Genomic DNA, 23,585 nt, shown 5'->3' on the forward strand with positions numbered 1-23,585 from the left:
GTGAAAAATCAACGTGTTCGGACAGGCGTTCCACAGGTTACAAAGCCAAGCGCCTTGATCGTACCAATTGCCTTTCTTTGGGCAGTTACAACTCCAGCTCAAGCAGTTCCTATACCAATTGAGCAACAGGTTCAGGATGTGGTGTCGCATCTCGTTGGAGTGATGGATACTTCTGCACAAGCTGCGGCAACTCCCGGCGCTCCAAATGTTCGGATGACGACGTGCCAAGTGAGTGTGGAAAATGCTGATACTTCACTCAACCCTCGCTCGTCAGTGTTCCTCTACCAGGAACAAGCGCTTTCCGAAAGTCTTAACTCTCCTTATCGGCAGCGATTTCTACGCATTGCTCCAAGTACAGGTGGAGAGAGTGTTGAATCGTTAGCCTTTAAACCGCCAACTCCAGAGGCTTTGATTGGATTATGCAATCAACTGGAGGCAAAGCGAGTTGTCCAGCAAAGTGACATTGGTGAAGCGGCGTGTAGCGTATTTTTGAAGCCGGAGGGCGAAAACTATATTGGTGAAACGCCTGCTGAGGGTTGCGCTACTAATGTCAGGGGGGCTGTAAGAATCACTAATAGAATTGTGCTGCATCAAACAGGGATGGATACTTTAGATCGTGGGTTTGATGCGAATGGTAATCGGGTATGGGGGGCAAAAGACCAACCTTATCAGTTTCGGTGGGTTGACAAATAACTTCTGATAAATTTAACGGCTTTGATTCCAATTCTAGGGGAACTTCCGTTTAAACATACTTTGCGTGAAGCGATCGCCTTTGGTGGGGATTGAGATGCGATCGCTCCTGTTTTAAATCAAGGCATCTCTTGAGTCTGCATTGATTCTTTAACAGCTTGCACTAGCTCTTCTTCCGTGCATTGATACAAATCGCGGAGGCGAAATACTTGCCAGACTTCCATTTTTGGTGTTGACCTACCCTTTTCCCAGTTGCGGAGCGAAGATTCGGCGCATTTTAGTTCATGCGCTACGTCAGCAATTTTCAGCCCTGTGCGTTTTCTCAAGGCTCTCAAATCCATAGCTGACTGAACGCTCCGATCCCAAAAACGCTAAAACTTATCGCTAAAACTTGACAGTAAAAGGACAATTGCTCTTTAATCATGATTAGAACAGGCGTTAGTCTATCCCGCCAGAGACTTACTAACGCCCTTTCCTTGTTCCTTACGGATAAACTAATCATGCCATACAATACTGGTCGCAGTGCTTACCAAGCAAGGCTCAATCCTTGGGCGATCGCTCGTCTTCTGCCAAATATGCAACGGACTATTGTAGGTCGATTTCGCAGTCGGTCTGATGCTGATGGTCACTTGCAGTGTCTGCGTCAGCTTATTCCTCACGCTTCTTTTGTGGTGGTCTTTGACCTTGAACCTGACTTAGAACCAGCAACAGTTTCTCCTGTAACCCGGATTGACCTCTCCCCCAACCCCTCTCCTACAAGGAGAGGGGAGCAAGAATAAAACTGCGGTTCCCCCTTTCCTCGCGAGGGGTGCGGGTTGGGCGGTTAGATCATTTCACAAGCTTTAGCAATACGCGCCAATACACTATCAAGATTCTGTCTCACGTCTTCATTTTTAATTCGCAACAGCCGCAATCCTCGTGCTGACAAAACGCGATCGCGTTCTGCATCGTATTCAGCTTGCTGTTGATGAATCTGCCCATCCACTTCTATGACCAATCTGGCAGCATGACAGTAGAAATCTGCAATAAATCCATCAATAATCTGCTGACGACGGAAGTGTAAGCCATTCAACCGATTGGCGCGAAGGTGTTGCCAGAGATTTTTTTCTTCCTGAGTCATTTGGTGACGGAGTTCCTTGGCACGCTGTACTTTGACTGAGGTTACTTTTTGTCCAATAACGATGTTATTAATTGACCCCTTTTTTGGTGTTTGAAGTTGTTGGGGAGTAAGGTTATTCATTAATAAGATATGAGAATAAATTTGTATCTTCGATTATGGGGAATTGACCTTTCCCCCAGCCCCTCTCCTGCAAGGAGAGGGGAGCCGGAGTTCTTGTTCCCCCTTCCCTTGCAGGGAAGGGGGTTAGGGGGTTAGGTTTCTTCAATATTTTGCTGAAGGCGATCGCACTTCTATCAATTAAAGTTAGCTATCTGGCGTGAAGCCTATCCTATCCCAGTGGTAGCGAAGGGCTTCTAAAGAAGGTTTAACCGAACCCAAACGGATAGAATTTCTATCGTATGGTACTAGATGCTTCTCACACCACTTGCTTGTCATAGCCGTCTGATTGTTTTTGTTTACAGCAACCCGCCAGTCTTTTGTAAGCGTAAAGAACCCCGCTTCAAAAGCTTTGTCATGCATCAGGCATAAACATAATCCGTTTGATGGGTCTCCACGAAGTTCTTCTACATCCACCCACCTAGCAATGTGCGCCCCTCTTAGGAATGTACGTTCATCTATCTGGCATTCAGGAAAGCAACAACAATTACTATAGTTTGAACAAACATTATCTGAAAAATTTTCTTGTCCTATACGATATGAACCTTGGCGGAGTCCTTCACTAGTTTTAATATTACCGAGCAAAGGATTTTCTTCCAAATCAGAGTTTTCATCTCCTATCGGCTCTTCCTCATCCTCCTCTTGATGATTTCTGTAGCATTTCAATAGTCTTTTTACCTCTTCAATAAATTTATTTAAAGCTTCGTCCGAGACAATATCGTCCAACAAGATTTTTTCTAAATTATGAATACCCATTATATGTTCCCCTTTCCTAAATTCAGAAATAGAGCTATCAGACACGCCTGTACTGTCTTTAATATCCTTAGCATGAATTCCTTGCAATTTTAAATAATCTAGCATCTGATCAAATGCCACACGAAAAACTTTTGATGAATCTTGCTCAGGCATAGTTCTCTCCTTTATCTCATCTCTTCTCCCCTACCTTCATAACAAAGTAAGGTGGGCAATGCCCACCCTACATTAATTACCTTGCCGCCGTTGGTATCCCCAAAATATCCTCAATTCGGGGCATTTCTTCCAACGGAATTACACGACCTTCATCCTCAAAATTGAGCATCTGATCGAAGTTCAAATACTGATACAAATCACCAGCAAAAGGATGAATTTTCTTCGCCACAATGTCCATATATTCCTGCACTGTGGGAAGCCGACCAAGCATCGCACAAACCGCTGCTAATTCAGCAGAACCAAGATAAACTTGTGCGCCTTTACCCATGCGGTTGTTGAAGTTGCGTGTTGAAGTCGAGAACACGGTCACGCCATCTGCTACACGCGCCTGATTACCCATGCACAGAGAACATCCTGGCATTTCTGTTCTCGCACCAGCAGCGCCAAATGTGCCGTAGACTCCCTCGTCCTTTAGTTGCTTTTCATCCATCCGGGTTGGGGGACAAATCCAGAGACGAGTCTTGACGGGTGGTTCACCTTCCAATACCTTAGCGGTAGCGCGATAGTGACCAATATTTGTCATGCAGGAACCAACGAACACCTCATGTACGGGGTCGTTGGCAACTTCAGATAGCAGCTTCACATTATCCGGGTCATTCGGTGCGGCAACAATCGGTTCCTTGATTTCATTCAAGTCAATCTCGATAATTTCTGCATACTCCGCATCTGGATCAGCTTCCATCAGCACTGGGTTCGCCAACCACTCCTCCATCTTGGCGACGCGGCGCATGATTGTCCGAGCATCCTGATAACCCCGCGCTACCATGTTTTTCAACAACGCTACATTAGAGCGTAGATACTCCGAAACTGTCTCCACACTCAGCTTAATTGTGCAACCCGCACAAGAACGTTCAGCACTAGCATCAGTGAGTTCAAAGGCTTGCTCTACTTTTAAATCAGGCAACCCTTCAATCTCCATAATCCGCCCGGAGAAGACATTCTTCTTACTCTCCTTGGCTACTGTCAGCAGTCCTTTTTGAATTGCCACGTAGGGAATCGCATTCACGATATCCCGCAGTGTTACGCCTGGTTGCAACTCGCCTTTGAACCGCACTAAGACAGATTCCGGCATATCCAAGGGCATTACACCCAGCGCCCCTGCAAATGCGACTAACCCAGAACCAGCAGGGAAGGAAATTCCCAAGGGAAAGCGAGTGTGAGAGTCGCCGCCAGTTCCTACGGTATCCGGCAATAGCATCCGGTTCAGCCAAGAGTGGATAATGCCATCACCCGGACGCAAGGCGACACCACCGCGAGAGGAGAAGAAGTCAGGCAAGTCCTTATGGGTTTTGACATCCACTGGTTTGGGATAAGCTGCTGTATGACAGAAGCTTTGCATCACCAAGTCTGCACTGAAACCCAGACAGGCGAGTTCTTTGAGTTCGTCACGAGTCATGGGACCTGTAGTATCCTGAGAACCGACCGTGGTCATCAGTGGAGTGCAGGCAATACCCGATCGCACACCCGGTAAACCACAGGCTTTGCCCACCATTTTCTGAGCTAAGGTGTAACCTTTACCAGTATCGACGGGTGGTGTGGCACGAATGAAGATCGGGCTAGGATCTAAGCCAAGCGCAACTCGTGTTTTATCAGTTAGGCTACGCCCAATCAGTAGTGGAATCCTTCCACCAGCTCGTACTTCATCTAGCATAGTTTCAGGCTTGAGCATGAAAGTGGAAATCACTTCTCCAGCTTCGTTGGTGATTTCACCTTTGTAGGGATGGATCGTAATCACCATTCCTGTTTCCATCTTTGTGACATCGCACTCGATGGGTAGTGCCCCAGCATCTTCAGCGGTGTTGAAGAAGATCGGCGCGATCGCACTCCCCAAAATATACCCCCCAGCCCGCTTATTCGGCACAAAAGGAATATCTTGCCCAATGTGCCACAGCAAGGAGTTAATTGCTGATTTGCGGGATGAACCCGTCCCGACGACATCCCCCACATAAGCGATGGGATACCCTTTCTCCTTTAGCTGGGCAATGGTTTCTATGCCTCCTGGCATCCGAGATTCCAGCATCACCGTAGCGTGTAACGGGATATCCGGGCGAGTTGTGGCGTGGGGTGCAGGGGATAAATCGTCGGTATTCGTCTCTCCTGGTACCTTAAACACCGTAACCGTAATCGCTTCTGCCAACTTGGGGCGCCCGATGAACCACTCAGCGGCTGCCCAAGAGTCAATTACCTGCTTAGCATAGGGATTAACATCAGACAGCGCGAGAACATCGTTAAAGGCATCAAATACCAGTAGCGTTTTACTCAAGGCGGCGGCGGCTTCTGCTGCTAATCCTGCCTCCTTAGACTTGAGCAAATCGATTAAAGACTGGACATTGTAGCCACCAACCATTGTTCCCAAAAGGTCTACAGCCCCTTGAGGAACAATTAGAGGGCTAGTCGTCTCGCCTTTCGCAATAGCGGTTAAAAACGCGGCTTTGACATAAGCGGCGGGATCGACTCCAGGAGGAACGCGATCGCGCAGCAGTTCCATTAGCGTTTCTTCTTCCCCAACGGGCGGATTTTTCAGCAATTCACATAATTCGGATGTCTGTTGGGCATCTAGTGGTAGGGGGGGAATGCCCAAAGCTGCCCGTTCAGCAGCATGTTGACGATAGGATTCAAGCATTAAAACAGTCTCCAGAGGTCTATCTGCAAAGTTTTTGCCGTGTATGGCGTTCTCAAGCATAAGGTTACTGCCACCCTAACGAACTTCGCTGTTGACAGTGAACGCCTTCATACACAGATGCATGGCTTACTATTTCAATTGTTACAGTAGGTTGCGCTACTAACTGTTCGGAGTATTTATCTTCCCAAGAAGGAGAGTGGAAGACAAAAGAAACATCAGGTTGTGCTAACCTTCCCGACAGCCATAAAAAAAAGGCGATCGCTCACTGTTGATCGCCTTCGGTTGCGCCTGAAGTTAAAAATGGCTTGGCTTAGCCCATACCTTGAAGAGGAAGAGGCAGGGTTGCCGTTCATTGCTGAAAAAACTGTTTACAACTACAAGGAAAGCGCCATTTGCTTGGACTCCGCTTCTAGAAGCTGAATCAAGTTTTGGTCACCATTCGCTTTCGCTACCTGTAGCCGATGTTCCAGACTGCGACGGATGTTTTGTAAGTGCAGGTTCGTCCACTCATCTAGGACTTGTTCACGCTCGTTGCGGATCATACCTGTTTTAGCTGATGTTGTGGCAATGGCTTGACCTGAACCATAGGGAACGCCACGATATTTTAGATTATGGATTGGTAGAGGGGTGGCAATGTGTCTCGGATACTGATAGCGCCAATTTTGACCCCGATACATTCCGCCAATCTCACCTTCAGTGACTTCCAGTGTTGATGGTGCCTCGTCGTAGTTGACACCCCGATAAGATAGTTTCATATTCTTGGTCTCCAATAACTGTATTTGATTTAAAAGGGTTTTTGTTCAACTGTTGCCCTGAGGCTGAGGTGTGAGGTGATGCTAGATTTAGACGCTGCCGCTTGGCTTGTCATGCACCTCGAATCGCTACTATCGTCTGTAGGGAGCGCCACGATAAGTCAACTCGACAGGTGCTACAACTCTGCGGCGACTTTGCTTAGGAGTGTGAGTTCTCCAGGCTTGTCCTCGGTACATACCACCAATCTCGCCTTCAGTGACTTCTAGCGTTGAAGATTCTGCTTCGTAGCTGACACCACGGTAAAAAAGTTTCATTGAGCTTGCGCCTCCAGTGTGCTTTCCTAAAAAGTTTGTGTGTGAGGTGAGGAACGCAAAGTAAGCGCTTTTCAAAGCTAGCCTTAGGCATGGCTTTGTTGCTTTCTCGTGCCTCAGGGCATCTGACTTAGGCAGATGTCCCAGAAAAAAGGTTGTTCAGAAATTTATTTCTGTATCTATTTTTACAGTTTTTCTTTTGGTTGTGTCAAATATTAAGAAACTCACACAAACCACTCGAAATAAAGCCTATGAAGAATTGATTTTCGCTTCAGCCTGTGCATACCTAAGAACAAAGACAGCTCAACTCCTCTCAAATAGATAGAGTTATCCCGCAAAATGCCGTGTGTACCGATAAGGTGAAATTTTGGACAGACGAGAATGACTCTTACGACAGAGGATTTAGGACTACTAGCGGCAGCCATAGCAGAAAGCCTTCAGCTATAAGCTTTTTAGTTTTCCTTGCTGTCTTTAGGTTCACACACCTCCCGCAATACCTCATCTCTCTAGGAAACCGCTATAGCTTTGCACATCACATGGCAAGTTGCGGAGCAAGCGAAAGGCAAGCTTGCAATCACTGTTTCGCGATCGCACTAACAGAATACGGCTCTTAGATTGGATAACACTTTATATGAGTCTGATGAATGGAAGTACCTGGCAAAAATCCCTCAGTAGCATAATTCCCTATTTATTGGTGCTGGGAATTCTTGCAATAAGTCTACTATCCTTAGCTAGTCATATTAGCTGGACCTTATACCTAGAACTATTTTCTCATTTCAAGCTGCAATATCTAGGTATAAGTTTAATTTTATTTACTTTATTAGCTATTACTCGAAAGAAATCGTTAATACTGATTGGCTTGTTTCTTATTGTCATTAATTTGACAGAAGTTGCCTCTTGGCACTTACCTCCAATGTTAGGAAGTACTAGCACTAGCAATTTACGTGTTCTCAGTTCAAATATAAATATCCAAAATAATAGTTATTCAAAAGTTCTGTCATTTGTTAGGAACGAAAAACCAGATATTGCAGTGTTTATGGAGGTCAATGACGCTTGGGTAAAACAGTTCTCCTCCCTAGCCGACATCCTCCCTTATTCTTTTACAAAGCCTAATCCCTATAATTCTGGGATAGCTGTCTATAGTAGAATGCCCTTAGAAAATGCAGCTATCAATCTTTTCGGTACTTCAGGCAGTCCAAGTATTGTTAGCAACTTAAAAATTAATGGGAAAAGTCTTTCTTTTATTGCGGCTCATCCACCGCCACCCTTTAAACCAGATTCCTTCTACTCTCGAAATAAGCAATTAGATGAAATTCGCAAATATGTCCAACAGTTAACAACACCTGTGGTCGTAGCAGGAGATTTGAATGTAACGATGTGGTCACCGTATTACAAACGATTTGTAAGCAAAATAGGACTGCATAATGCTCGTAAAGGGTTTGGAGTTCTCCCATCTTGGCCGACAAAGGCAACCTACTCGCACTACTCTAAGTTTCCAGGCTTTGTATATCAGTTATTCTCAATTCCGATTGACCATTGTCTAATCAGCCCAGACATCAAAGTTTCCAAGATTCGCACAGGACGGAATGTTGATTCCGATCATTTACCCTTAATTACTGATTTGGTGATTCCCAGACAATAATGCGAACGCTTTTATAGGCATCAGCAGTCAGCTTTCAGCGGTCAGCTTTCGGTCAAATGGCTCTAGTTAAGGAACACTCTTCTCCCCTTAATGTCCTAACATTCGTGGCTACTGCTATATCACCTACGGTATGCTTGGCTGGCACGGGCTATGGGTTTTGTACGCAACACAGCACCTTGAGCGATCGCTAACTTTAAGTAGTGGCTCAAGCCTTTGGAAAACCTTGGTTATCAGTTACCGCCAGTCTCAATCATGAATCGCGTTCAAGCCCAATGACAAAAAAAAGCTAACAAAGACTACCAAAGTGCTACCAAGAAAAGCCATAATGCCGACAAACACGGTTGTACACAGATGTCTGCGAAGTACTTTTTTCTCTCCGACGGCTGGACTGTCGGTCGGGTTTGGGAGTTTGGTGGACTTTGGAACATAAACGCTTGGCGACGCCCTCCTGAAATTCAGCAAATGAACCTTTGTATCCTAGAGCAAGGGGAAAAGTTGTGGCTCTATCGGGTTGAAGAAGCTGTTCTTATGGTTGAAGTTAGACCAACACCCGACGCCTCAGCCGAGTCAGCAAAAACAATTGGTCAAGTCGTCCTGAAGCGCCTGATTACTGCTGACCAAGCAATAGAACGATTAGCAAGCCCACAGACTTTATTCAACCCTCCTTCTGTAGAATAATGTAAGGACTATGTAAAGAAGGTTAGCGAAGTTCTCCCGACGTGGGATCACAAATCTCGCGTCGCTTGCAATCAACTCTAACAATAGTTACACTTCTTTAAACAATCTTCAGTTTCACGGATGCCTTGTCCGACAATCTATGTTGTTTTTCCTAGGTTTATTTACAAAGTCTAGGTTTGATGACAGCGATTTCTAACATCTTCAAGAAGAGAAGCGTCGAAGTAGAAACTCTATTCACGAGGAGGAGCGTAGTCAATGGGACTACCTTGGTACCGAGTACATACAGTCGTCCTGAATGATCCAGGTCGCCTGATTTCTGTACATTTGATGCATACTGCTCTTGTGGCAGGTTGGGCTGGTTCAATGGCCCTTTATGAATTGGCAATTTTTGATCCAAGCGATCCAGTTTTAAACCCAATGTGGCGTCAGGGCATGTATGTCCTGCCTTTCATGGCTCGTCTGGGTGTCACAGAGTCTTGGGGCGGTTGGAGCCTTACGGGCGGAACGGCAACAGACCCAGGCTTCTGGTCACTTGAAGGCGTTGCGGCTGCTCACATTGTTCTTTCCGGTCTGTTGTTCCTAGCGGCTGTATGGCACTGGGTTTACTGGGACTTGGAACTGTTTAGAGACCCCCGCACTGGTGAACCCGCTCTGGATTTGCCAAAAATGTTTGGTATTCACCTGTTCTTATCAGGTTTACTTTGTTTTGGCTTTGGGGCATTTCACCTAACAGGGCTATTTGGTCCTGGAATGTGGGTATCTGACCCGTATGGTGTAACTGGTAGTATTCAACCTGTAGCACCATCCTGGGGGCCAGAAGGGTTTAATCCCTTTAACCCAGGCGGTATTGTGGCTCACCATATTGCCGCTGGGATTGTTGGCATTATTGCAGGTTTGTTTCACTTAACTGTTCGACCACCAGAGCGGCTATTCAGAGCCTTACGGATGGGGAATATTGAAACCGTACTCTCCAGCAGTATTGCCGCTGTGTTCTTTGCCGCTTTTGTCGTGGCGGGGACGATGTGGTACGGCAATGCCGCCACACCAATCGAACTGTTTGGTCCAACCCGCTATCAATGGGATAGTGGCTATTTCCAGCAGGAAATTGAACGGCGCGTTCAAACTGAGCTTGCTTCAGGAGCAAGCTTGTCACAAGCTTACTCGACGATTCCAGAAAAGCTAGCGTTCTATGACTATGTTGGTAACTCTCCCGCTAAAGGCGGTTTGTTCCGTACAGGTCAAATGAACAAGGGTGATGGCATCGCTCAATCTTGGTTGGGTCATGCCGTGTTCAAGGATGGTGAAGGACGGGAATTGTCGGTTCGTCGTCTTCCTAACTTCTTTGAAACATTCCCCGTCATCCTTACCGATGCTAATGGTGTGGTTCGTGCGGATATTCCCTTCCGTCGGGCGGAATCAAAATATAGCTTTGAGCAAGCTGGTGTAACCGCTAGCTTCTATGGTGGTGCGTTAGATGGTCAAACATTTGACGACCCAGCGGAAGTGAAGAAGTATGCCCGTAAAGCTCAGCTTGGTGAATCCTTTGAATTTGACCGCGAAACCCTGAACTCTGACGGTGTATTCCGTACCAGTCCACGGGGTTGGTTTACCTACGCTCACGCTGTGTTTGCCTTGCTGTTCTTCTTTGGTCACATCTGGCATGGTTCTCGGACTCTCTTCCGGGATGTGTTTGCTGGTGTTGAGGCGGATTTGGAAGAGCAAGTCGAATGGGGTCTGTTCCAGAAAGTGGGCGACAAGAGTACCCGGAAAAAAGAAGCTGTTTAGAACAGCAATTTAGTAAGAGGTAAAAGGCAAAAGTCAAACTATTTTCTTTTGCCTTTTTACTTTTTACTTCTGTGTTGCAAGGTAGACTAGTAAGAAAGCAGATAATCAGGAATTATTGACATGGAAAGCATTGCTTATATCTTTATCCTGGCTTGTGCAATTGGTACGCTCTTTTTTGCGATCGCCTTCCGTGAGCCACCTCGCATTGAGAAGAAGTAGTTCATCACGGCGAGGAGCTTGCTCCGTTGGTGTCATTTGGCTCCTAGAGCCGCTGTTTTATCACAGGTGCGTTCTGCACCTGTGAGCGTTTACTATAACCTTACAGCTCTGTTGAATGCCCTGAGCCGCAAAAGTCCATCTGCTCCTCTACATAATTAAGAGGAACCTGATTGAGACGATCCTCGGCTCAGTTTTTCGCATTTATTGACAGCCTCCTGGCTAGAGCCTTCTCTTTGATTTGCTGCCTTTGAGTCCACAAAGCTAAAAAGGACTTTTCCCTATGCGATGCCCCTATTGTCAACACACCGATAGCCGTGTCCTTGAGTCCCGTTCGACAGAATCAGGGCAGAGTGTACGGCGACGGCGGGAGTGTTTGAGATGTAAACATCGCTTCACCACCTACGAACGGATTGAATTTGTACCACTAACCGTTGTTAAGCGAGATGGCAAGCGGGAATCATTTGACCGCTCCAAGCTACTACGTGGAATTGTACGTGCTTGTGAAAAAACTGGCATCCCTCAAAGACGCCTAGAAGTTTTGGTGGAAGAGATTGAAGCCGAACTACAACAAAGGTTTGGGCGAGAAGTCAACAGCAATCAAGTGGGTGAATTAGTCCTGCGGTACCTGCGCGGCGAGAGTGAAGTCGCCTATGTGCGTTTTGCCTCAGTCTATCGACAGTTTCAAGGCATCCGAGATTTTGTTGAGACTTTGGATCATCTCCAAAGTGATGCTGAACTCATCGAAACTACCCAAGCCGCACCAACTGCCGTCTCAGAAGCTGAGCAACAGGAAGCCCCAGAGTCAGTGATGACACCCTCGTGAGCTGTCTGGTGAACCCCTTGTTCACTTAAAATCAACCGTTGCTGTAATCATGATCAAGCTGACAAATAAGTAATCCAGCTTGAGTTATAATTACCTGTCTGGACTTTATTAAATATTTTAAAATAGGGTTGAGACAAAGCGATGTAGGTGTAGGCGGCACAAAGCCGAAGTGCGTGTACATCGACAGGAGGCATAGTCATTACGGAGATAAAACTAGGAATTACAACACACATGCTCAGTCAGAAAACAACCGCTACAGATATTGGCTTCACTCACGAAGATTTCGCCGCCCTCCTTGATCAGTATGATTATCACTTTAGTCCTGGCGATATTGTCGCGGGTACCGTATTCAGTTTGGAGCCGAGGGGCGCTCTGATTGACATTGGTGCGAAAACCGCTGCATATATTCCAATTCAGGAAATGTCAATCAACCGAGTTGACAACCCTGAAGAAGTCTTGCAGTCAAACGAGACGCGGGAATTTTTCATTCTGACTGACGAGAATGAAGATGGACAACTAACCCTCTCTATCCGTCGCATTGAGTATATGCGAGCTTGGGAGCGAGTGCGGCAGCTACAGACGGAAGACGCTACTGTGCGCTCTCTTGTCTTCGCAACCAACCGTGGAGGGGCTTTGGTACGGATTGAGGGGCTGCGTGGCTTTATTCCCGGCTCTCATATCAGTACTCGTAAACCGAAGGAAGATTTGGTGGGAGAAGAACTGCCGCTGAAATTCCTGGAGGTTGATGAAGACCGTAACCGTCTGGTTCTCTCACATCGGCGTGCGCTGGTTGAGCGCAAGATGAACCGCTTAGAAGTAGGTGAAGTGGTTATTGGTTCCGTTCGCGGCATCAAGCCTTACGGTGCCTTCATAGACATTGGTGGAGTCAGTGGCTTGCTGCACATTTCTGAGATTTCCCACGATCACATTGATACGCCTCACAGCGTCTTTAACGTCAATGACGAAGTGAAAGTGATGATCATTGACTTGGATGCTGAAAGAGGTCGGATTTCTCTATCTACCAAGCAGTTAGAGCCAGAGCCAGGGGATATGATTAACAATCGTGACCTGGTCTATGACAAGGCAGAAGAAATGGCAGAGAAGTATCGAGAGAAGATGCGTGCTGCTCAACAGCAACCAGCCGTTCTCGAACTCGAAGCAGAAGCTGAACCGGAAGCTGAACCGGAAGCTGAACTTGAGCTTGAGCTTGAACCTGAGTTGCTGGAAGAAGAGATTGTTGCGGCTATCGAAGAATAATCCCTCAGTTGATTATTTGTGATTGAATCATCAAGATATTGTAAAAGGAGGGAGTTTCCCTCTTTTTTTTGTAGCTATGTCAGGGAGTGGGAGAGTAGCACTTGGTAACGATTCGCTGTCGAGATGTCACGTTTCCTAATATTCAGGCGATTATTTTTGATAAAGATGGCACGTTAGAAGATTCTCAGAACTTTTTGAGAGAAGTGGGGCAAAAGCGATCGCGTCTGATCGATGCTCAAATTCCTGGCATCGGAGAACCATTGCTAATGGCTTTTGGCATCAATGGTGACACCCTCGACCCAACAGGTTTGATCGCAGTAGGTAGCCGCCGTGAAACGGAAATCGCGGCGGCAGCTTATATTGCAGAAACGGGTCGTGGCTGGATAGAATCACTGGCGATCGCGCGTAGTGCCTTTGAAGAAGCTGATCAGTATCTCAAAGACACTGCCAATACTTCACCCCTGTTTGCGGGTAGCCTAGATGTGCTGAAATTCCTCTATGATGCTGGTTTGAAATTGGGAATCCTCTCAGCCGCGAGAACCGCCAATGTCCAAGCCTTTGTCAAGCGTCATCAGCTTGAATCTTACATTCAGTTAGGCCAAGGCGTTGATGAGGGTCCGAGTAAGCCTGACCCCACCCTATTTCTCCAAGCCTGCCAAAGCTTGGGTGTTGAACCCGCATCAACCCTAATGGTTGGGGACTCTGTGGGTGATATTGAAATGGCACGACGTGCAGGTGCGGCAGGTTGTATTGGAATTTGTTGGGGAACACCCGCCGCCGCACATTTAGAAGCCGCAGATGTTACGATTTCCCAACTTGATGAAATCCTAGTGCTGGAATAGCAACACGGTTCGGTGCCATACTCCTACAAGCTACTAGCGAGCGAATCTGGAAACTTTACTGAGGCTGAGAAGTATGGTACAAACGCCTTCCAAACCCGTCACATTAGAAGAATTTCTGAGGCTACCAGAAACAAAACCCGCCCGTGAGTACGTTGATGGGCAAATTATTCAAAAGCCAATGCCACAGGGGAAGCACAGCACGATTCAGGGTGAACTGGTTACTACTATCAATGCTGTCATGAAGCCTCAGCGAATTGCACGCGCTTTTCCAGAACTGCGGTGTACTTTTGGCAGACGCTCAACGGTGCCTGATGTGTCTGTGTTTGTTTGGCAGCGAATTCCCCGTGATCAGAATGGGGCAATTGCTAACGTTTTCCGATTAGCTCCTGATTGGACAATTGAAATCTTGTCACCTGACCAAAGCCAAACGAAAGTCACGAAAAATATTCTGCACTGCCTGAAATACGAGACTCAAATGGGTTGGCTAATTGATCCAGAGGAACAAACGGTGTTCGTTTATCGGGCAAACCAACAGCCAGAAGTGTTTGATGAACCAGAACAGCAGCTTCCTGTGCCATCGTTTGCCAGTGAGATACGGCTGCGTGTAGGGGAATTGTTTGGTTGGCTATTGGAGTGAATCCAATTTGGTAATGGTGCGTCACGACAAACCTAAGGCACTCTATCAAATTACTCAACTCAACCGACTAACGCCCCCACTCAACTACACCTTAAGCAGACTTTATGTTTTCTTCCAAAACCTCTAAATTCTTGAGCAGACGAATCGCAGATTGATACGCTTCCTCGGTTAATTCCTGCCGTTCTTCGCTACTTTCTACCAAGTCATCTACGACTAATCCCAAAAAGCCAATCATCGGGTTAAGACGAGTACGAATTTCATAGGAGGTTTGGACTAAAACATCATTAACAGCCGCATTCATCACACCATCGGCGTTTCGATCAAATTGCATCCAGTACAAACGAGTGTAGTAACCGCCTTTTTTGAGCAATTCCTCATGTGTCCCAAGTTCTACAACTCGTCCTTTATCCATCACAGCGATTTGATTAGCTTTTTGAATTGTAGAAAGTCGGTGAGCAATCACAATGGTAGTGCGATCGCGACAGAGTTCATCAATTGCCTGTTGCACCAAGCGTTCGGAAACGGTATCTAAGGCACTTGTTGCCTCATCCAAGATTAAAATATCAGGGTTACGCAAGAGGGCGCGTGCGATCGCCATTCGTTGCCGTTGTCCTCCCGACAACATCACACCGCGATCGCCAATTTCTGTATCAAACCCTTGTGGTAACTGAACAATAAATTCATACGCATTAGCACGTTTTGCGGCTTCAATGATTTCATCCTCTGTAACATCCTCTCGTCCATAAGCAATATTGTTACGAACTGAGGTATTAAATAAGAAGGTATCTTGGCTGACAATCCCCATCGCTTGCCGAAGCGATCGAATATCATACTCCCTTAAATCTTTTCCATCCAAGGTAATACGACCCTTAATTGGGTCATAAAATCTTGGCATCAAATCTGCTAGCGTTGATTTTCCCGCACCAGAAGCTCCCACTAAAGCAAGAGTTGTCCCTTTTGGTACCCATAAATTAACCTCATTGAGCACCAAATTGTCATGTCCAGGATAGGCAAACGATACATCTTCTAGACGAATTCCTTGCTCTATTTTTGTATATAAGCTCTGACCATTAGCCATAAACGGCTTATCATTTCGCTGCAAGAAATCTGCAACTATTGCTGTACTAGGAGCCGAGTTAGCAAATCCACTTCTTTGTGTATTCAACTGACTCACAACTGGCAGTAACCGAAAAAGTACAGCTAGATAAATCAGTAAAACAGTCGAGAGAGATTCTATCTCCTGCAAAAACAACGTTTTTCCCAAATAGACAATTGCTAAGATTGCCAAAATCCCTGCCACTTCATTAATCGGCCCAATAGCAGCAAAATTAGCTTGTGACTGATAATCTGCTCGTTCTCGTTCGTCAATCAGTCTTTCGATGCGTTGATATTCAACCTTTTCATTCCCAACTGCTTTGATGAGACGTATACCTGTCAGTATTTCTAGTAAAGCTGTGGAGTAAGCACCCGACTTTTCCGAGAGTACCTTCCCAAATCCTTTGGCACGTCTCACAAAATATTGATTGAGCAAAGTTACTAATAGTAATAAAGCTGTAGAAGCAATAGTTAATTTCCAAGAGATTGATATTAAAATACTAATAAATACCAGGATTGTAACTGAGGTTGTAAAGACTTGGATAGCAATTCTAATTGCCCCCGCAGCCCGACCGACTTCTCCTCCAATTCTATTGATAATTTCTCCAACTTTTATTTTTGCATAATAATCTAGATCAACTTCCAGTAATAACTGAATCCCTGCTTTCCTAATATCATTAACAAGTTTCCTTGAAAGAAGACTAGAGGTCAGGAGGTTAACATAATTAGCAATATTCTTGAGGACGATAGCTAGAATGACAGCCAACATCATTAATGCTAGGTGATTGCCACCTCGATCACTACTAAAAAGAGATAGCGTTTTTTGAATGATTGGCGGTCCTCCATCGAGGTTAATGGTGTCCTGACCTAGAAATCCTAAGACTAAGGGCACAATCAGCGTTATTCCAACACCATTAAAAAGAGCGCTAGAAAATCCGAGAAGTATAGTAAAAACAATCCAGCCAGGATAGCGTAGTGCATAACTCAGAAGTAGCTGATTAGGGGACATATGGTAGTGCCTGGGGTGAAATACAATACGAAGCTTTAAGATAAACTGATAGCGGGTTTCAGTTGGATGAGGTAGAGCTTAGGTGCTTGAAACCTGGAGAGAGGAAGGAAAAAAAAGCTGATCGCTGATATCTGACAGCTTTCTACTATAGTTAATTAAGCTCTGCAAGAATATCTGAAAGAATTGCCGCCATTGTATCAATACTATAGTGTTCAATACATCGTTTCCTCGCTTGAATTCCTTGAGCATTCGCAGCATCTAAATTTTGAAATATCAATTTAATTTTTTCAGCAAGCTGTTCAGGAGAACCTGGCTCAACAAGAAAACCTGTATCTCCTAAAATTTCTGGGATATCACCAACACGAGTAGATAAAATTGGCTTTGCCATCGCCATCCCATCAGTCAATTTGAGAGGAAATTGCGCTCTAGTTTCAGGAGAATCTCGCTGGGGAACGACAATAATGTGAGCACCAGATACAATCTCAGGCATCATCGGCACTGAACACCGAGGTAACTGGATTATCCAATGTCCCCAACGTTGAATTAATTGCTGATCATAGTCATCATAAGGACTCCCACCAACAATCACTAGTCTCAAATCAGGCTCATTCAAGTAATCTAGCGCTACCAAAACATCTTCTAGACCTTTATAAGGGCGTGGCGCTCCAGGAAACATTAAAATTCGGTATCCTGAGAGGTTGAAGCGAGTTCTACTGATTTCAGCGTCATAACGTTCTGGGTCAAATAGAGAAATATCTTTACCATTCGGAACAATAATTCCCCCAAAGCGCTTCTGAAGAAAACTGGTATGTACTGTTACAGCATCAGCTTTGCTAATTAACTTTTCCATCCATTGCAGGTAAAGTGGATGATCAGGTCGCCTCAACGCTCCTTCTTTTTTTAGCAAGTCTCTTGCTAATTGCTTGGGTGTGGGATGATATTGCCATTCATCTCCGCCATACCAGCTCAATTCCCAATCATCAATATCTAAGATGACTGGTAGATGGCTAAATAATTTTTTCAGTAAGGCTAAGCCAAAGCTAGCTGGTTGAGGTTTAATCGCGTAGATAAAATCTCCATCAATTTTATTTATGAGTTTGGTAACTGGTTTAAAAAACTCCGGATACTTGCCACCTTCTACTGAATAAATGGGTAAGTCTGAAGGAACGGCTGTGTATAGGGGTTGGTCAAATAAAAAGCCAAGCACTTCAACTTCATAGTTAAGTTTCCTCAAGGCATTACTGAGTAAAGAAGCCCGAATTATTCCATCATTTGCCGATAAATTCCATACGAGTAGCGACACCTTTAATCTGTCTTTCATTAATCTCGTCTATTTCTGAAATTAGGTAGATGTCAGCATCCAGGTAAATAACTTAACTTTTTCAAAGATGATTCCTGCTAGAAAGCTACTGTGTTCGCAAGCCTAAGAGCTTATTCCCAAAAAACTTCCTCTCCTTCCTCCAGGAGGGGTAGAGAGGATCGATCCAGAATAACACCTTCCGAACTTAGGATTGACTTCACAAAAAGCTCTAAAACAAAACTTGTATTAGTCAGTTTTACTTAATCTAATCAAGAATCTTTATACGACCTGTTTGGATATCGTCAAAGACACGATTGATTTGATGGCGTTCTTCATCAGTCACTCTGTAGTCAGAAAGCATAGTGGTGACCAACTGTAGATGATCTAGACGGCTTAATTGGCCAGAATTAAGAATTCTGTCTACGATTTGCTTGAGCGTTTGAGGAAATTGACCCTGAATATCTCCTGCCATTAGTGGCTGGTCACATAATAACGTTTTGGTTTTCTGGCTGTTGTCTTTTATTGTCTACTAAAATAACTGGCTTGGCACCAGTGCCACATCAACCTTTTCCCTTACCCTTTCCCCTCCTCAACATGGGTAACTATTTTTTCGCGAGTCCTAAGCTCTAGGAGCGGAACGCTGATAAAGATGGGCGACAAACTGATCTAACTTCATCGTTCCCACTAGTTGCTGTGTCTTGTCCAACTGGAACTGCCTGTCTAAAACCTGCTGGACTTGCGTTCTTTCAGCGTCTGTACTGGGAGGCGACCAGACAGGGTCAGCGCTATCTAGCCAGAGAATACGTTGATACTGAGTTGGTTCAGATGAAAGAGACTTTTCTAAAGCAGGTGCTAGCTGAGCAGACTTCTGAGCCAATAACATGACTGGTAACGTTGGTGGAATATAGTAAGCCAGACGCAGGACATGACCCCAAGCCGTAGAGTTCATCATCACTAAAGTTGGTGTCGTAGAATCCTGAGCAATGATGTCGGCTAGTTGGTGGAATATCCGGCGGTGCCGAGTTCCTAAGTCTGCGATGCTGGTACTCAAATATAACAGCAGCAAAATGGCTGCTGTCGGTCGTTGCCATTGCCCAGTTGCTCGTTCTACCCACGTAGTCAGTAATAACAAGCATCCGGGCAAAATAAAAATCATCGACCGTCCCCAGCCAAAACTGATTGTGAACTTGCCGCTGATGATATCTACGACCAACCCCAGCAAGAGTGGAAAAATTCCCAAAACCAAAGCTATAGACAAAACTCGACGCTGATTTTGATGCCAGAGGCTGATAATACAAGCGAAAAGCACCAGCACTGCTACCCCACCAGCAACGGTAGCGCTTACAGGTGGGAGGCTGCTAATCCAGTCTCCCAACACCAAATGAATTCCCAGAGTTTGAACGACATCCTGCAAGTGCCGCAATCCGGTTTCAACGATGCCAGTGGCAGTCGAAAATCGCTGTAAGTCAGCATTGTGTAGCTGCTGTCGGGTTCCCCAAAGTACCCAAGGAATTGTCAGGAAGACACCTGCACTGAGGCACCCTCCAGCTAACCACCACCGTTGTCTGTCTAGAACTAGCACTAATGCAGCTAGAGCGAGAAGCCAATAAGCAAAGAAATAAAACGTCATCAGTCCAGCCGCTACTGAACCAATTAAAAGCAGTGACCAAAGGAGTTTTGTGTTGTGAGTGAAGAAACGTTGACGCTTCAGTTCTGACTTTTGAGTGTCAATTAGCTGTAGCAGTGCCCAGGCGCTCAGGATTGCCCAAAGCACGAGTGAATTGTACATCCGCACATTTAAGGAGTGAAATATATAGTAGGGATTAATTCCTATAAGTGCAGCAAACAATAGACCTCCCTGTTGCCCCAGTAAACAACGACCTAAACCATAGGCACTGCCAATTGCCACAACACTCAATAAAGCTCCGAGGCTTCGTGTTGCGACTTCTCCATTCCCGAACAGGTGCAACCAAAGATGTTGAGCGAGGAAAAATAGGGGAGGATGCGGTTCGCCACCAGCTAATCCTCTCAGGAGGTTTTTTAGAGTTTCCAAGATGTCATGAATACTGCTTTGTGGTGGCAGACTCAGCAAGGCGGTATAGTCAGCTAAAACTACTGGCAAATCCTGAGGAGGTTGATAGGCAATTTTTTGACCTGTAGAAAGGAGTAGTGACAGCACCTCGTCATACCAAAATTCCCGGCTTCCTAAATTGAGTATTTTTAATAAAACTGCGATCGCAATAATGATCAACAGTATTGAAGAAAACCGTAGGGATAGTTTGTGGTGTGGGTGGGACATCTCACACGTCTAGCCGTGAGTAGAGCTATGGTAAAAAGTAAGTGCTGCTGAACAGGTCTATCTAGAGTATCCAGTGTTCATTGGTTACTGGTTGAGCAGAAACGATTTATTTACAAGGAGACGCTATAAAAATGCAGGTAATTCTGCTGCCAGCACTTTCTGACAACTATATCTTTTTACTCCATAACCCTAAGCAGAACGTTGCAGCAGTTGTTGATCCCGCAGAGGCGCAACCAGTGCTACGGCGTTTAGAAGAACTTGGGGCTGAACTGGTGATGATTTTTAATACTCATCATCATATGGATCATGTCGGCGGTAATCGGGAACTGATCGAACATTTTCCGAATGTCTACGTGTGTGGAAGCGCTCAAGATAAAGGAAGAATTCCTGGGCAACAGGTGTTTTTGCAGGAAGGCGATCAGGTTGAATTTACCGATAGAATTGGCGAGGTGATATTCGTTCCCGGACACACCAGTGGACATATTGCCTACTACTTCTTTCCACGAGTAGAGGGTGAAACGGGTGATTTATTCTGCGGTGATACCTTATTCGCTGGCGGTTGTGGCAGATTGTTTGAAGGTACACCAGCGCAGATGGTGGATTCCTTGAGCAAGCTGCGGGCTTTGCCGGACAACACGCGAGTCTGGTGCGCTCACGAATACACGCTGAAAAATCTTCAATTTGCCCTTACTGTAGATCAGGAAAATCTAGATTTACAAACTCGATATACTGAAGTTCAAGAGGCTCGTCGCCGTTTAGAGGCAACCATACCCTCGCAACTGGGGATTGAAAAGCGTACCAATCCATTTTTGCGATGGGAGCAACCAGCACTCCAGTCCGCCGTCAAAGCGACAGAACCCGTACAGACATTTGCGCGGCTGCGAGGCATGAAAGACCGATTTTAAGTTGATGAGGTGACGAGAAAGGGATTGGCTTTGGGAAAAACTTCTCCCAATCCCCAATTTTTCATTCCCTTGTTCTGCCTGGTTGCGATCGCGTACCAGATTTTCGTACTATGAAGTGTTCTGGAACATTATTACTCCCCCAAGAAGTCCGTACCCGAAATAAAGACTATGGCGAAACGTGTGCAATTAGTTTTAAATCAAGACGTTAGCAAGCTAGGCAAAACTGGCGACTTAGTTGAAGTCGCTCCTGGCTATGCTCGTAATTATCTACTTCCCAAGGGAATCGGAATTAGAGCCACCCCTGGCATCCTCAAGCAAGTTGAGCGGCGTAAAGAACAAGAGCGTCAGCGTTTGCTCGAAGAGAAGCAGCAAGCTGAAACTCAGAAGACGGCACTAGAAACCGTGGGTCGCTTCACCATTCACAAGCAAGTGGGTGAAAATGAAGCAATCTTCGGTACTGTTACCGCTCCAGAAGTCGCTGAAGCCATTCAAGCGGCAACAGGTCAGGAAATAGACCGACGGGGTATTACTCTACCGGATATCAGCGAACTCGGTGTCTATAAGGCAGAAGTCAAGCTACATCCAGAAGTCACAGCGGTAGTTGAAATTCAAGTGGTTTCCAACTAGTGCAGTATCTAACTGACTAACTACCCTTTAGTCCAAGTTGACCCGTTTTGTCAGGTCAAATAAGGGGGTTGAGCGAGGTGCTAAAAGCCGTCACTCAACCCCTTAATTTATTAAGCTAGGTTAGAAGCTAGTGTGCGTTCCAATGCATGACGTGGCGGACAGTCAAAAGGTAAGCGTGAAAAAATCAACCCTTAACCTTGTCTCCTTTGACCCAAAACGATCGTTTGATATTGCTATCGGGTCTTCCGCAAGGGTACTGCAACACTAAAAGGTTTAATAGCTTCTCTATTCTCCTCATTGCCTTGAATATGGCTCAAGAACTGCAATTTTCGACATTTAGCAACTCTCTACCCCCTCAAAACATTGATGCCGAGGAGTCGATTCTCGGAGGGATTTTGCTAGACCCTGAAGCCATTGGTCGGGTAGCTGATATACTGCCAGCTAACGCTTTTTACATTACTGCCCACAAAGAAATCTACAAAGCGGCTCTAGCGCTCCATAACCAGGATAAGCCGACAGATTTAATGAGCGTTACCACCTGGCTGTATGACCACGAATTATTAGAGAAAGTTGGTGGTCAGAGTAAATTAGCACAGCTCGTTGAGCGCACTGTCTCAGCGGTTAACGTTGACCGCTATGCGACGTTGGTGACGGAGAAGTACCTCCGCCGTCAACTGATCCAGGCAGGTAATGAGATTGTGCAGTTGGGTTACGAAACCTCAATCGAGTTGGAAACTGTTCTTGACCAGTCAGAGCAAAAGATTTTTAGCCTTACTCAGACTCGCCCTCAGCAAGGTTTAATTCCTATCTCTAAAGCCCTAATTGAGACATTTAACAGTATCGAAACCCTCCATGAAGGAGTAGCACTGCCTGGTATTCCTTGCGGGTTCTATGACTTGGACACTATGACTGAGGGGTTTCAGCGTTCTGACCTGATTATATTGGCTGCCAGACCATCGATGGGAAAAACAACCCTAGGATTGAATATTGCCCACAATATTGCTGAGAATCAAAAGTTATCGGTAGCAATTTTTAGCCTGGAGATGTCTAAAGAGCAGCTAGTCCAGCGATTGCTCTCAAGTGAGGTGGGAATTGAAAGTAATCGCTTACGGGCAGGACGAATCAGCCAAAACGAGTGGGCACCGTTGAGCAATGCGATCAGTACTTTGACTCAATTACCAATTTTTATTGACGATACTCCAAACCAAACTGTAATGCAGATGCGATCGCATGTGCGGCGTCTTCAGGCGGAACAAGGGGGTCAATTGGGATTAGTTTTAATCGACTATTTACAGTTGATGGAAGGGAATAGCGATAACCGTGTCCAGGAACTGTCCCGGATTACGCGCAGTCTCAAAGGGTTAGCCCGTGAACTGAATGTCCCAATCATCGCCCTGTCTCAGCTAAGTCGGGGAGTCGAAGCTCGTAACAACAAACGACCAATGATGTCCGATTTACGTGAAAGCGGTTCAATTGAGCAGGATGCGGATTTAGTTATCATGCTCTACCGCGATTCTTACTACAATCACGATTCACCCGATCGAGATATCGCAGAAGCCATCATTGCCAAGCATCGAAATGGTCCCACTGGGACTGTCAAGCTGTTATTCAGACCTGAATTGACGAAGTTTCTCAACTTAGCCTCTCCCAATCGGGCATGATTTAACGCAAAGGCTCTTATGCAAAGGGCAGAAGGCAGAAGGTTTTATTACTAGTATATTGTTGTTTGAGGAGAAAGGGTAAAGGGTAAAGGTTGTTCCCTTTTACCTTTCACCCTGCCCCTTATCCCAAGAGGGGACTCCACCTTCCCCTTTTCCCTAAAACCGATTAGTTAAATAGGCAACG

Annotated in this window: 23 protein-coding genes; 13 read left to right on the forward strand and 10 right to left on the reverse strand. The window is 45.6% G+C overall.

All coding sequences use genetic code 11. The features are described 5' to 3' along the window. Positions 1-693 carry a chromophore lyase CpcT/CpeT gene (locus H6F98_RS31325; RefSeq protein ID WP_206759697.1) on the forward strand — a complete coding sequence of 231 codons (693 nt, stop codon included), beginning with the start codon at positions 1-3 and terminating at the stop codon, positions 691-693. Positions 694-809: 116 nt separating this feature from the next. On the opposite strand, the gene H6F98_RS31330 is transcribed toward H6F98_RS31325, so the two are convergent. Then, on the reverse strand, positions 810-1,031 hold the full coding sequence (locus H6F98_RS31330) for a helix-turn-helix transcriptional regulator (protein ID WP_192222640.1): 222 nt from the start codon (positions 1,029-1,031) through the stop codon (positions 810-812). A 159-nt stretch (positions 1,032-1,190) separates the two neighbouring features. Between H6F98_RS31330 and H6F98_RS31335 the strand changes: the two genes are divergently transcribed. Then, the gene (locus H6F98_RS31335; protein ID WP_242058781.1) at positions 1,191-1,469 is read left to right on the forward strand and encodes a hypothetical protein; all 279 of its coding nucleotides are present in this window, start codon (positions 1,191-1,193) and stop codon (positions 1,467-1,469) included. A 44-nt stretch (positions 1,470-1,513) separates the two neighbouring features. On the opposite strand, the gene H6F98_RS31340 is transcribed toward H6F98_RS31335, so the two are convergent. The 5 genes from H6F98_RS31340 to H6F98_RS31360 all read right to left on the reverse strand — a co-directional run bounded on the left by H6F98_RS31340 (position 1,514) and on the right by H6F98_RS31360 (position 6,625). Next, on the reverse strand, positions 1,514-1,930 hold the full coding sequence (locus H6F98_RS31340) for an endonuclease domain-containing protein (protein ID WP_192222641.1): 417 nt from the start codon (positions 1,928-1,930) through the stop codon (positions 1,514-1,516). Positions 1,931-2,113: 183 nt separating this feature from the next. After that, the gene (locus H6F98_RS31345; protein ID WP_192222642.1) at positions 2,114-2,875 is read right to left on the reverse strand and encodes an HNH endonuclease; all 762 of its coding nucleotides are present in this window, start codon (positions 2,873-2,875) and stop codon (positions 2,114-2,116) included. 76 nt (positions 2,876-2,951) lie between these two features. Continuing rightward, complete coding sequence (gene acnB, locus H6F98_RS31350) at positions 2,952-5,558, reverse strand: bifunctional aconitate hydratase 2/2-methylisocitrate dehydratase (protein ID WP_192222643.1); 2,607 nt, start codon at positions 5,556-5,558, stop codon at positions 2,952-2,954. A 374-nt stretch (positions 5,559-5,932) separates the two neighbouring features. After that, on the reverse strand, positions 5,933-6,313 hold the full coding sequence (locus tag H6F98_RS31355; protein WP_192222644.1) for a DUF4278 domain-containing protein: 381 nt from the start codon (positions 6,311-6,313) through the stop codon (positions 5,933-5,935). 129 nt (positions 6,314-6,442) lie between these two features. Next, the gene (locus H6F98_RS31360) at positions 6,443-6,625 is read right to left on the reverse strand and encodes a DUF4278 domain-containing protein (protein ID WP_192222645.1); all 183 of its coding nucleotides are present in this window, start codon (positions 6,623-6,625) and stop codon (positions 6,443-6,445) included. A 910-nt stretch (positions 6,626-7,535) separates the two neighbouring features. On the opposite strand from H6F98_RS31360, the gene H6F98_RS31365 reads away from it, so the two are divergent. The 8 genes from H6F98_RS31365 (at position 7,536) to H6F98_RS31400 (ending at position 14,505) form a co-directional block, all read left to right on the forward strand. Next, positions 7,536-8,264 carry an endonuclease/exonuclease/phosphatase family protein gene (locus tag H6F98_RS31365; RefSeq protein ID WP_242058789.1) on the forward strand — a complete coding sequence of 243 codons (729 nt, stop codon included), beginning with the start codon at positions 7,536-7,538 and terminating at the stop codon, positions 8,262-8,264. A 351-nt stretch (positions 8,265-8,615) separates the two neighbouring features. Next, positions 8,616-8,942, forward strand: coding sequence for a hypothetical protein (locus H6F98_RS31370; RefSeq protein ID WP_192222647.1), 327 nt, complete (start codon positions 8,616-8,618; stop codon positions 8,940-8,942). Positions 8,943-9,197: 255 nt separating this feature from the next. Continuing rightward, positions 9,198-10,727 (forward strand): photosystem II chlorophyll-binding protein CP47, encoded by a 1,530-nt coding sequence (gene psbB, locus H6F98_RS31375; protein WP_192222648.1) that lies wholly within the window; start codon positions 9,198-9,200, stop codon positions 10,725-10,727. A gap of 120 nt (positions 10,728-10,847) precedes the next feature. Beyond that, complete coding sequence (locus tag H6F98_RS31380; protein WP_192222649.1) at positions 10,848-10,946, forward strand: photosystem II reaction center protein T; 99 nt, start codon at positions 10,848-10,850, stop codon at positions 10,944-10,946. Positions 10,947-11,226: 280 nt separating this feature from the next. Next, positions 11,227-11,769 (forward strand): transcriptional regulator NrdR, encoded by a 543-nt coding sequence (gene nrdR / locus H6F98_RS31385; RefSeq protein WP_192222650.1) that lies wholly within the window; start codon positions 11,227-11,229, stop codon positions 11,767-11,769. A 231-nt stretch (positions 11,770-12,000) separates the two neighbouring features. After that, positions 12,001-13,026: a 30S ribosomal protein S1 gene (locus H6F98_RS31390; RefSeq protein ID WP_192222651.1), complete on the forward strand. Its 1,026-nt coding sequence runs from the start codon at positions 12,001-12,003 to the stop codon at positions 13,024-13,026. 101 nt (positions 13,027-13,127) lie between these two features. Further along, positions 13,128-13,868 carry an HAD family hydrolase gene (locus H6F98_RS31395; RefSeq protein ID WP_192222652.1) on the forward strand — a complete coding sequence of 247 codons (741 nt, stop codon included), beginning with the start codon at positions 13,128-13,130 and terminating at the stop codon, positions 13,866-13,868. A 73-nt stretch (positions 13,869-13,941) separates the two neighbouring features. Further along, on the forward strand, positions 13,942-14,505 hold the full coding sequence (locus H6F98_RS31400) for a Uma2 family endonuclease (protein WP_192222653.1): 564 nt from the start codon (positions 13,942-13,944) through the stop codon (positions 14,503-14,505). Between the two features lie 91 nt (positions 14,506-14,596). Here the strand turns inward: H6F98_RS31400 and H6F98_RS31405 are convergent, their stop codons facing one another. The 4 genes from H6F98_RS31405 to H6F98_RS31420 all read right to left on the reverse strand — a co-directional run bounded on the left by H6F98_RS31405 (position 14,597) and on the right by H6F98_RS31420 (position 20,208). Then, positions 14,597-16,609, reverse strand: a complete 2,013-nt coding sequence (locus tag H6F98_RS31405) for an ABC transporter ATP-binding protein (protein ID WP_192222654.1) — start codon at positions 16,607-16,609, stop codon at positions 14,597-14,599. A gap of 151 nt (positions 16,610-16,760) precedes the next feature. After that, complete coding sequence (locus H6F98_RS31410) at positions 16,761-17,930, reverse strand: glycosyltransferase family 4 protein (protein WP_192222655.1); 1,170 nt, start codon at positions 17,928-17,930, stop codon at positions 16,761-16,763. Between the two features lie 244 nt (positions 17,931-18,174). Then, entirely contained in the window at positions 18,175-18,381 is a 207-nt protein-coding gene (locus H6F98_RS31415; RefSeq protein ID WP_192222656.1) for a hypothetical protein, read from the reverse strand. A gap of 147 nt (positions 18,382-18,528) precedes the next feature. After that, positions 18,529-20,208 carry a glycosyltransferase family 39 protein gene (locus tag H6F98_RS31420; protein ID WP_192222657.1) on the reverse strand — a complete coding sequence of 560 codons (1,680 nt, stop codon included), beginning with the start codon at positions 20,206-20,208 and terminating at the stop codon, positions 18,529-18,531. A 131-nt stretch (positions 20,209-20,339) separates the two neighbouring features. Here H6F98_RS31420 and gloB point away from each other — a divergent pair, with 131 nt between their 5' ends. The 3 genes from gloB to dnaB all read left to right on the forward strand — a co-directional run bounded on the left by gloB (position 20,340) and on the right by dnaB (position 23,401). Next, complete coding sequence (gloB, locus tag H6F98_RS31425) at positions 20,340-21,113, forward strand: hydroxyacylglutathione hydrolase (protein WP_192222658.1); 774 nt, start codon at positions 20,340-20,342, stop codon at positions 21,111-21,113. Positions 21,114-21,281: 168 nt separating this feature from the next. Beyond that, positions 21,282-21,740 (forward strand): 50S ribosomal protein L9, encoded by a 459-nt coding sequence (gene rplI, locus H6F98_RS31430; protein ID WP_192222659.1) that lies wholly within the window; start codon positions 21,282-21,284, stop codon positions 21,738-21,740. Between the two features lie 308 nt (positions 21,741-22,048). Then, entirely contained in the window at positions 22,049-23,401 is a 1,353-nt protein-coding gene (gene dnaB, locus H6F98_RS31435; protein WP_192222660.1) for a replicative DNA helicase, read from the forward strand. The last annotated feature ends 184 nt before the right edge of the window (positions 23,402-23,585 follow it).

The organism is Microcoleus sp. FACHB-SPT15 (genome assembly GCF_014849525.1).
Taxonomy (GTDB): domain Bacteria; phylum Cyanobacteriota; class Cyanobacteriia; order Cyanobacteriales; family Coleofasciculaceae; genus Symplocastrum; species Symplocastrum torsivum.

What these genes read in the sequence shown, in the direction of transcription:
- H6F98_RS31330 (WP_192222640.1), bottom strand. Translation starts at nt 1,031, where the DNA reads ATGGATTTGAGAGCCTTGAGAAAACGCACAGGGCTGAAAATTGCTGAC.
- H6F98_RS31335 (WP_242058781.1), top strand. Translation starts at nt 1,191, where the DNA reads ATGCCATACAATACTGGTCGCAGTGCTTACCAAGCAAGGCTCAATCCT.
- H6F98_RS31340 (WP_192222641.1), bottom strand. Translation starts at nt 1,930, where the DNA reads ATGAATAACCTTACTCCCCAACAACTTCAAACACCAAAAAAGGGGTCA.
- H6F98_RS31345 (WP_192222642.1), bottom strand. Translation starts at nt 2,875, where the DNA reads ATGCCTGAGCAAGATTCATCAAAAGTTTTTCGTGTGGCATTTGATCAG.
- acnB (WP_192222643.1), bottom strand. Translation starts at nt 5,558, where the DNA reads ATGCTTGAATCCTATCGTCAACATGCTGCTGAACGGGCAGCTTTGGGC.
- H6F98_RS31355 (WP_192222644.1), bottom strand. Translation starts at nt 6,313, where the DNA reads ATGAAACTATCTTATCGGGGTGTCAACTACGACGAGGCACCATCAACA.
- H6F98_RS31360 (WP_192222645.1), bottom strand. Translation starts at nt 6,625, where the DNA reads ATGAAACTTTTTTACCGTGGTGTCAGCTACGAAGCAGAATCTTCAACG.
- H6F98_RS31365 (WP_242058789.1), top strand. Translation starts at nt 7,536, where the DNA reads ATGTTAGGAAGTACTAGCACTAGCAATTTACGTGTTCTCAGTTCAAAT.
- H6F98_RS31370 (WP_192222647.1), top strand. Translation starts at nt 8,616, where the DNA reads ATGTCTGCGAAGTACTTTTTTCTCTCCGACGGCTGGACTGTCGGTCGG.
- psbB (WP_192222648.1), top strand. Translation starts at nt 9,198, where the DNA reads ATGGGACTACCTTGGTACCGAGTACATACAGTCGTCCTGAATGATCCA.
- H6F98_RS31380 (WP_192222649.1), top strand. Translation starts at nt 10,848, where the DNA reads ATGGAAAGCATTGCTTATATCTTTATCCTGGCTTGTGCAATTGGTACG.
- nrdR (WP_192222650.1), top strand. Translation starts at nt 11,227, where the DNA reads ATGCGATGCCCCTATTGTCAACACACCGATAGCCGTGTCCTTGAGTCC.
- H6F98_RS31390 (WP_192222651.1), top strand. Translation starts at nt 12,001, where the DNA reads ATGCTCAGTCAGAAAACAACCGCTACAGATATTGGCTTCACTCACGAA.
- H6F98_RS31400 (WP_192222653.1), top strand. Translation starts at nt 13,942, where the DNA reads ATGGTACAAACGCCTTCCAAACCCGTCACATTAGAAGAATTTCTGAGG.
- H6F98_RS31405 (WP_192222654.1), bottom strand. Translation starts at nt 16,609, where the DNA reads ATGTCCCCTAATCAGCTACTTCTGAGTTATGCACTACGCTATCCTGGC.
- H6F98_RS31410 (WP_192222655.1), bottom strand. Translation starts at nt 17,930, where the DNA reads ATGAAAGACAGATTAAAGGTGTCGCTACTCGTATGGAATTTATCGGCA.
- H6F98_RS31415 (WP_192222656.1), bottom strand. Translation starts at nt 18,381, where the DNA reads ATGGCAGGAGATATTCAGGGTCAATTTCCTCAAACGCTCAAGCAAATC.
- H6F98_RS31420 (WP_192222657.1), bottom strand. Translation starts at nt 20,208, where the DNA reads ATGTCCCACCCACACCACAAACTATCCCTACGGTTTTCTTCAATACTG.
- gloB (WP_192222658.1), top strand. Translation starts at nt 20,340, where the DNA reads ATGCAGGTAATTCTGCTGCCAGCACTTTCTGACAACTATATCTTTTTA.
- rplI (WP_192222659.1), top strand. Translation starts at nt 21,282, where the DNA reads ATGGCGAAACGTGTGCAATTAGTTTTAAATCAAGACGTTAGCAAGCTA.
- dnaB (WP_192222660.1), top strand. Translation starts at nt 22,049, where the DNA reads ATGGCTCAAGAACTGCAATTTTCGACATTTAGCAACTCTCTACCCCCT.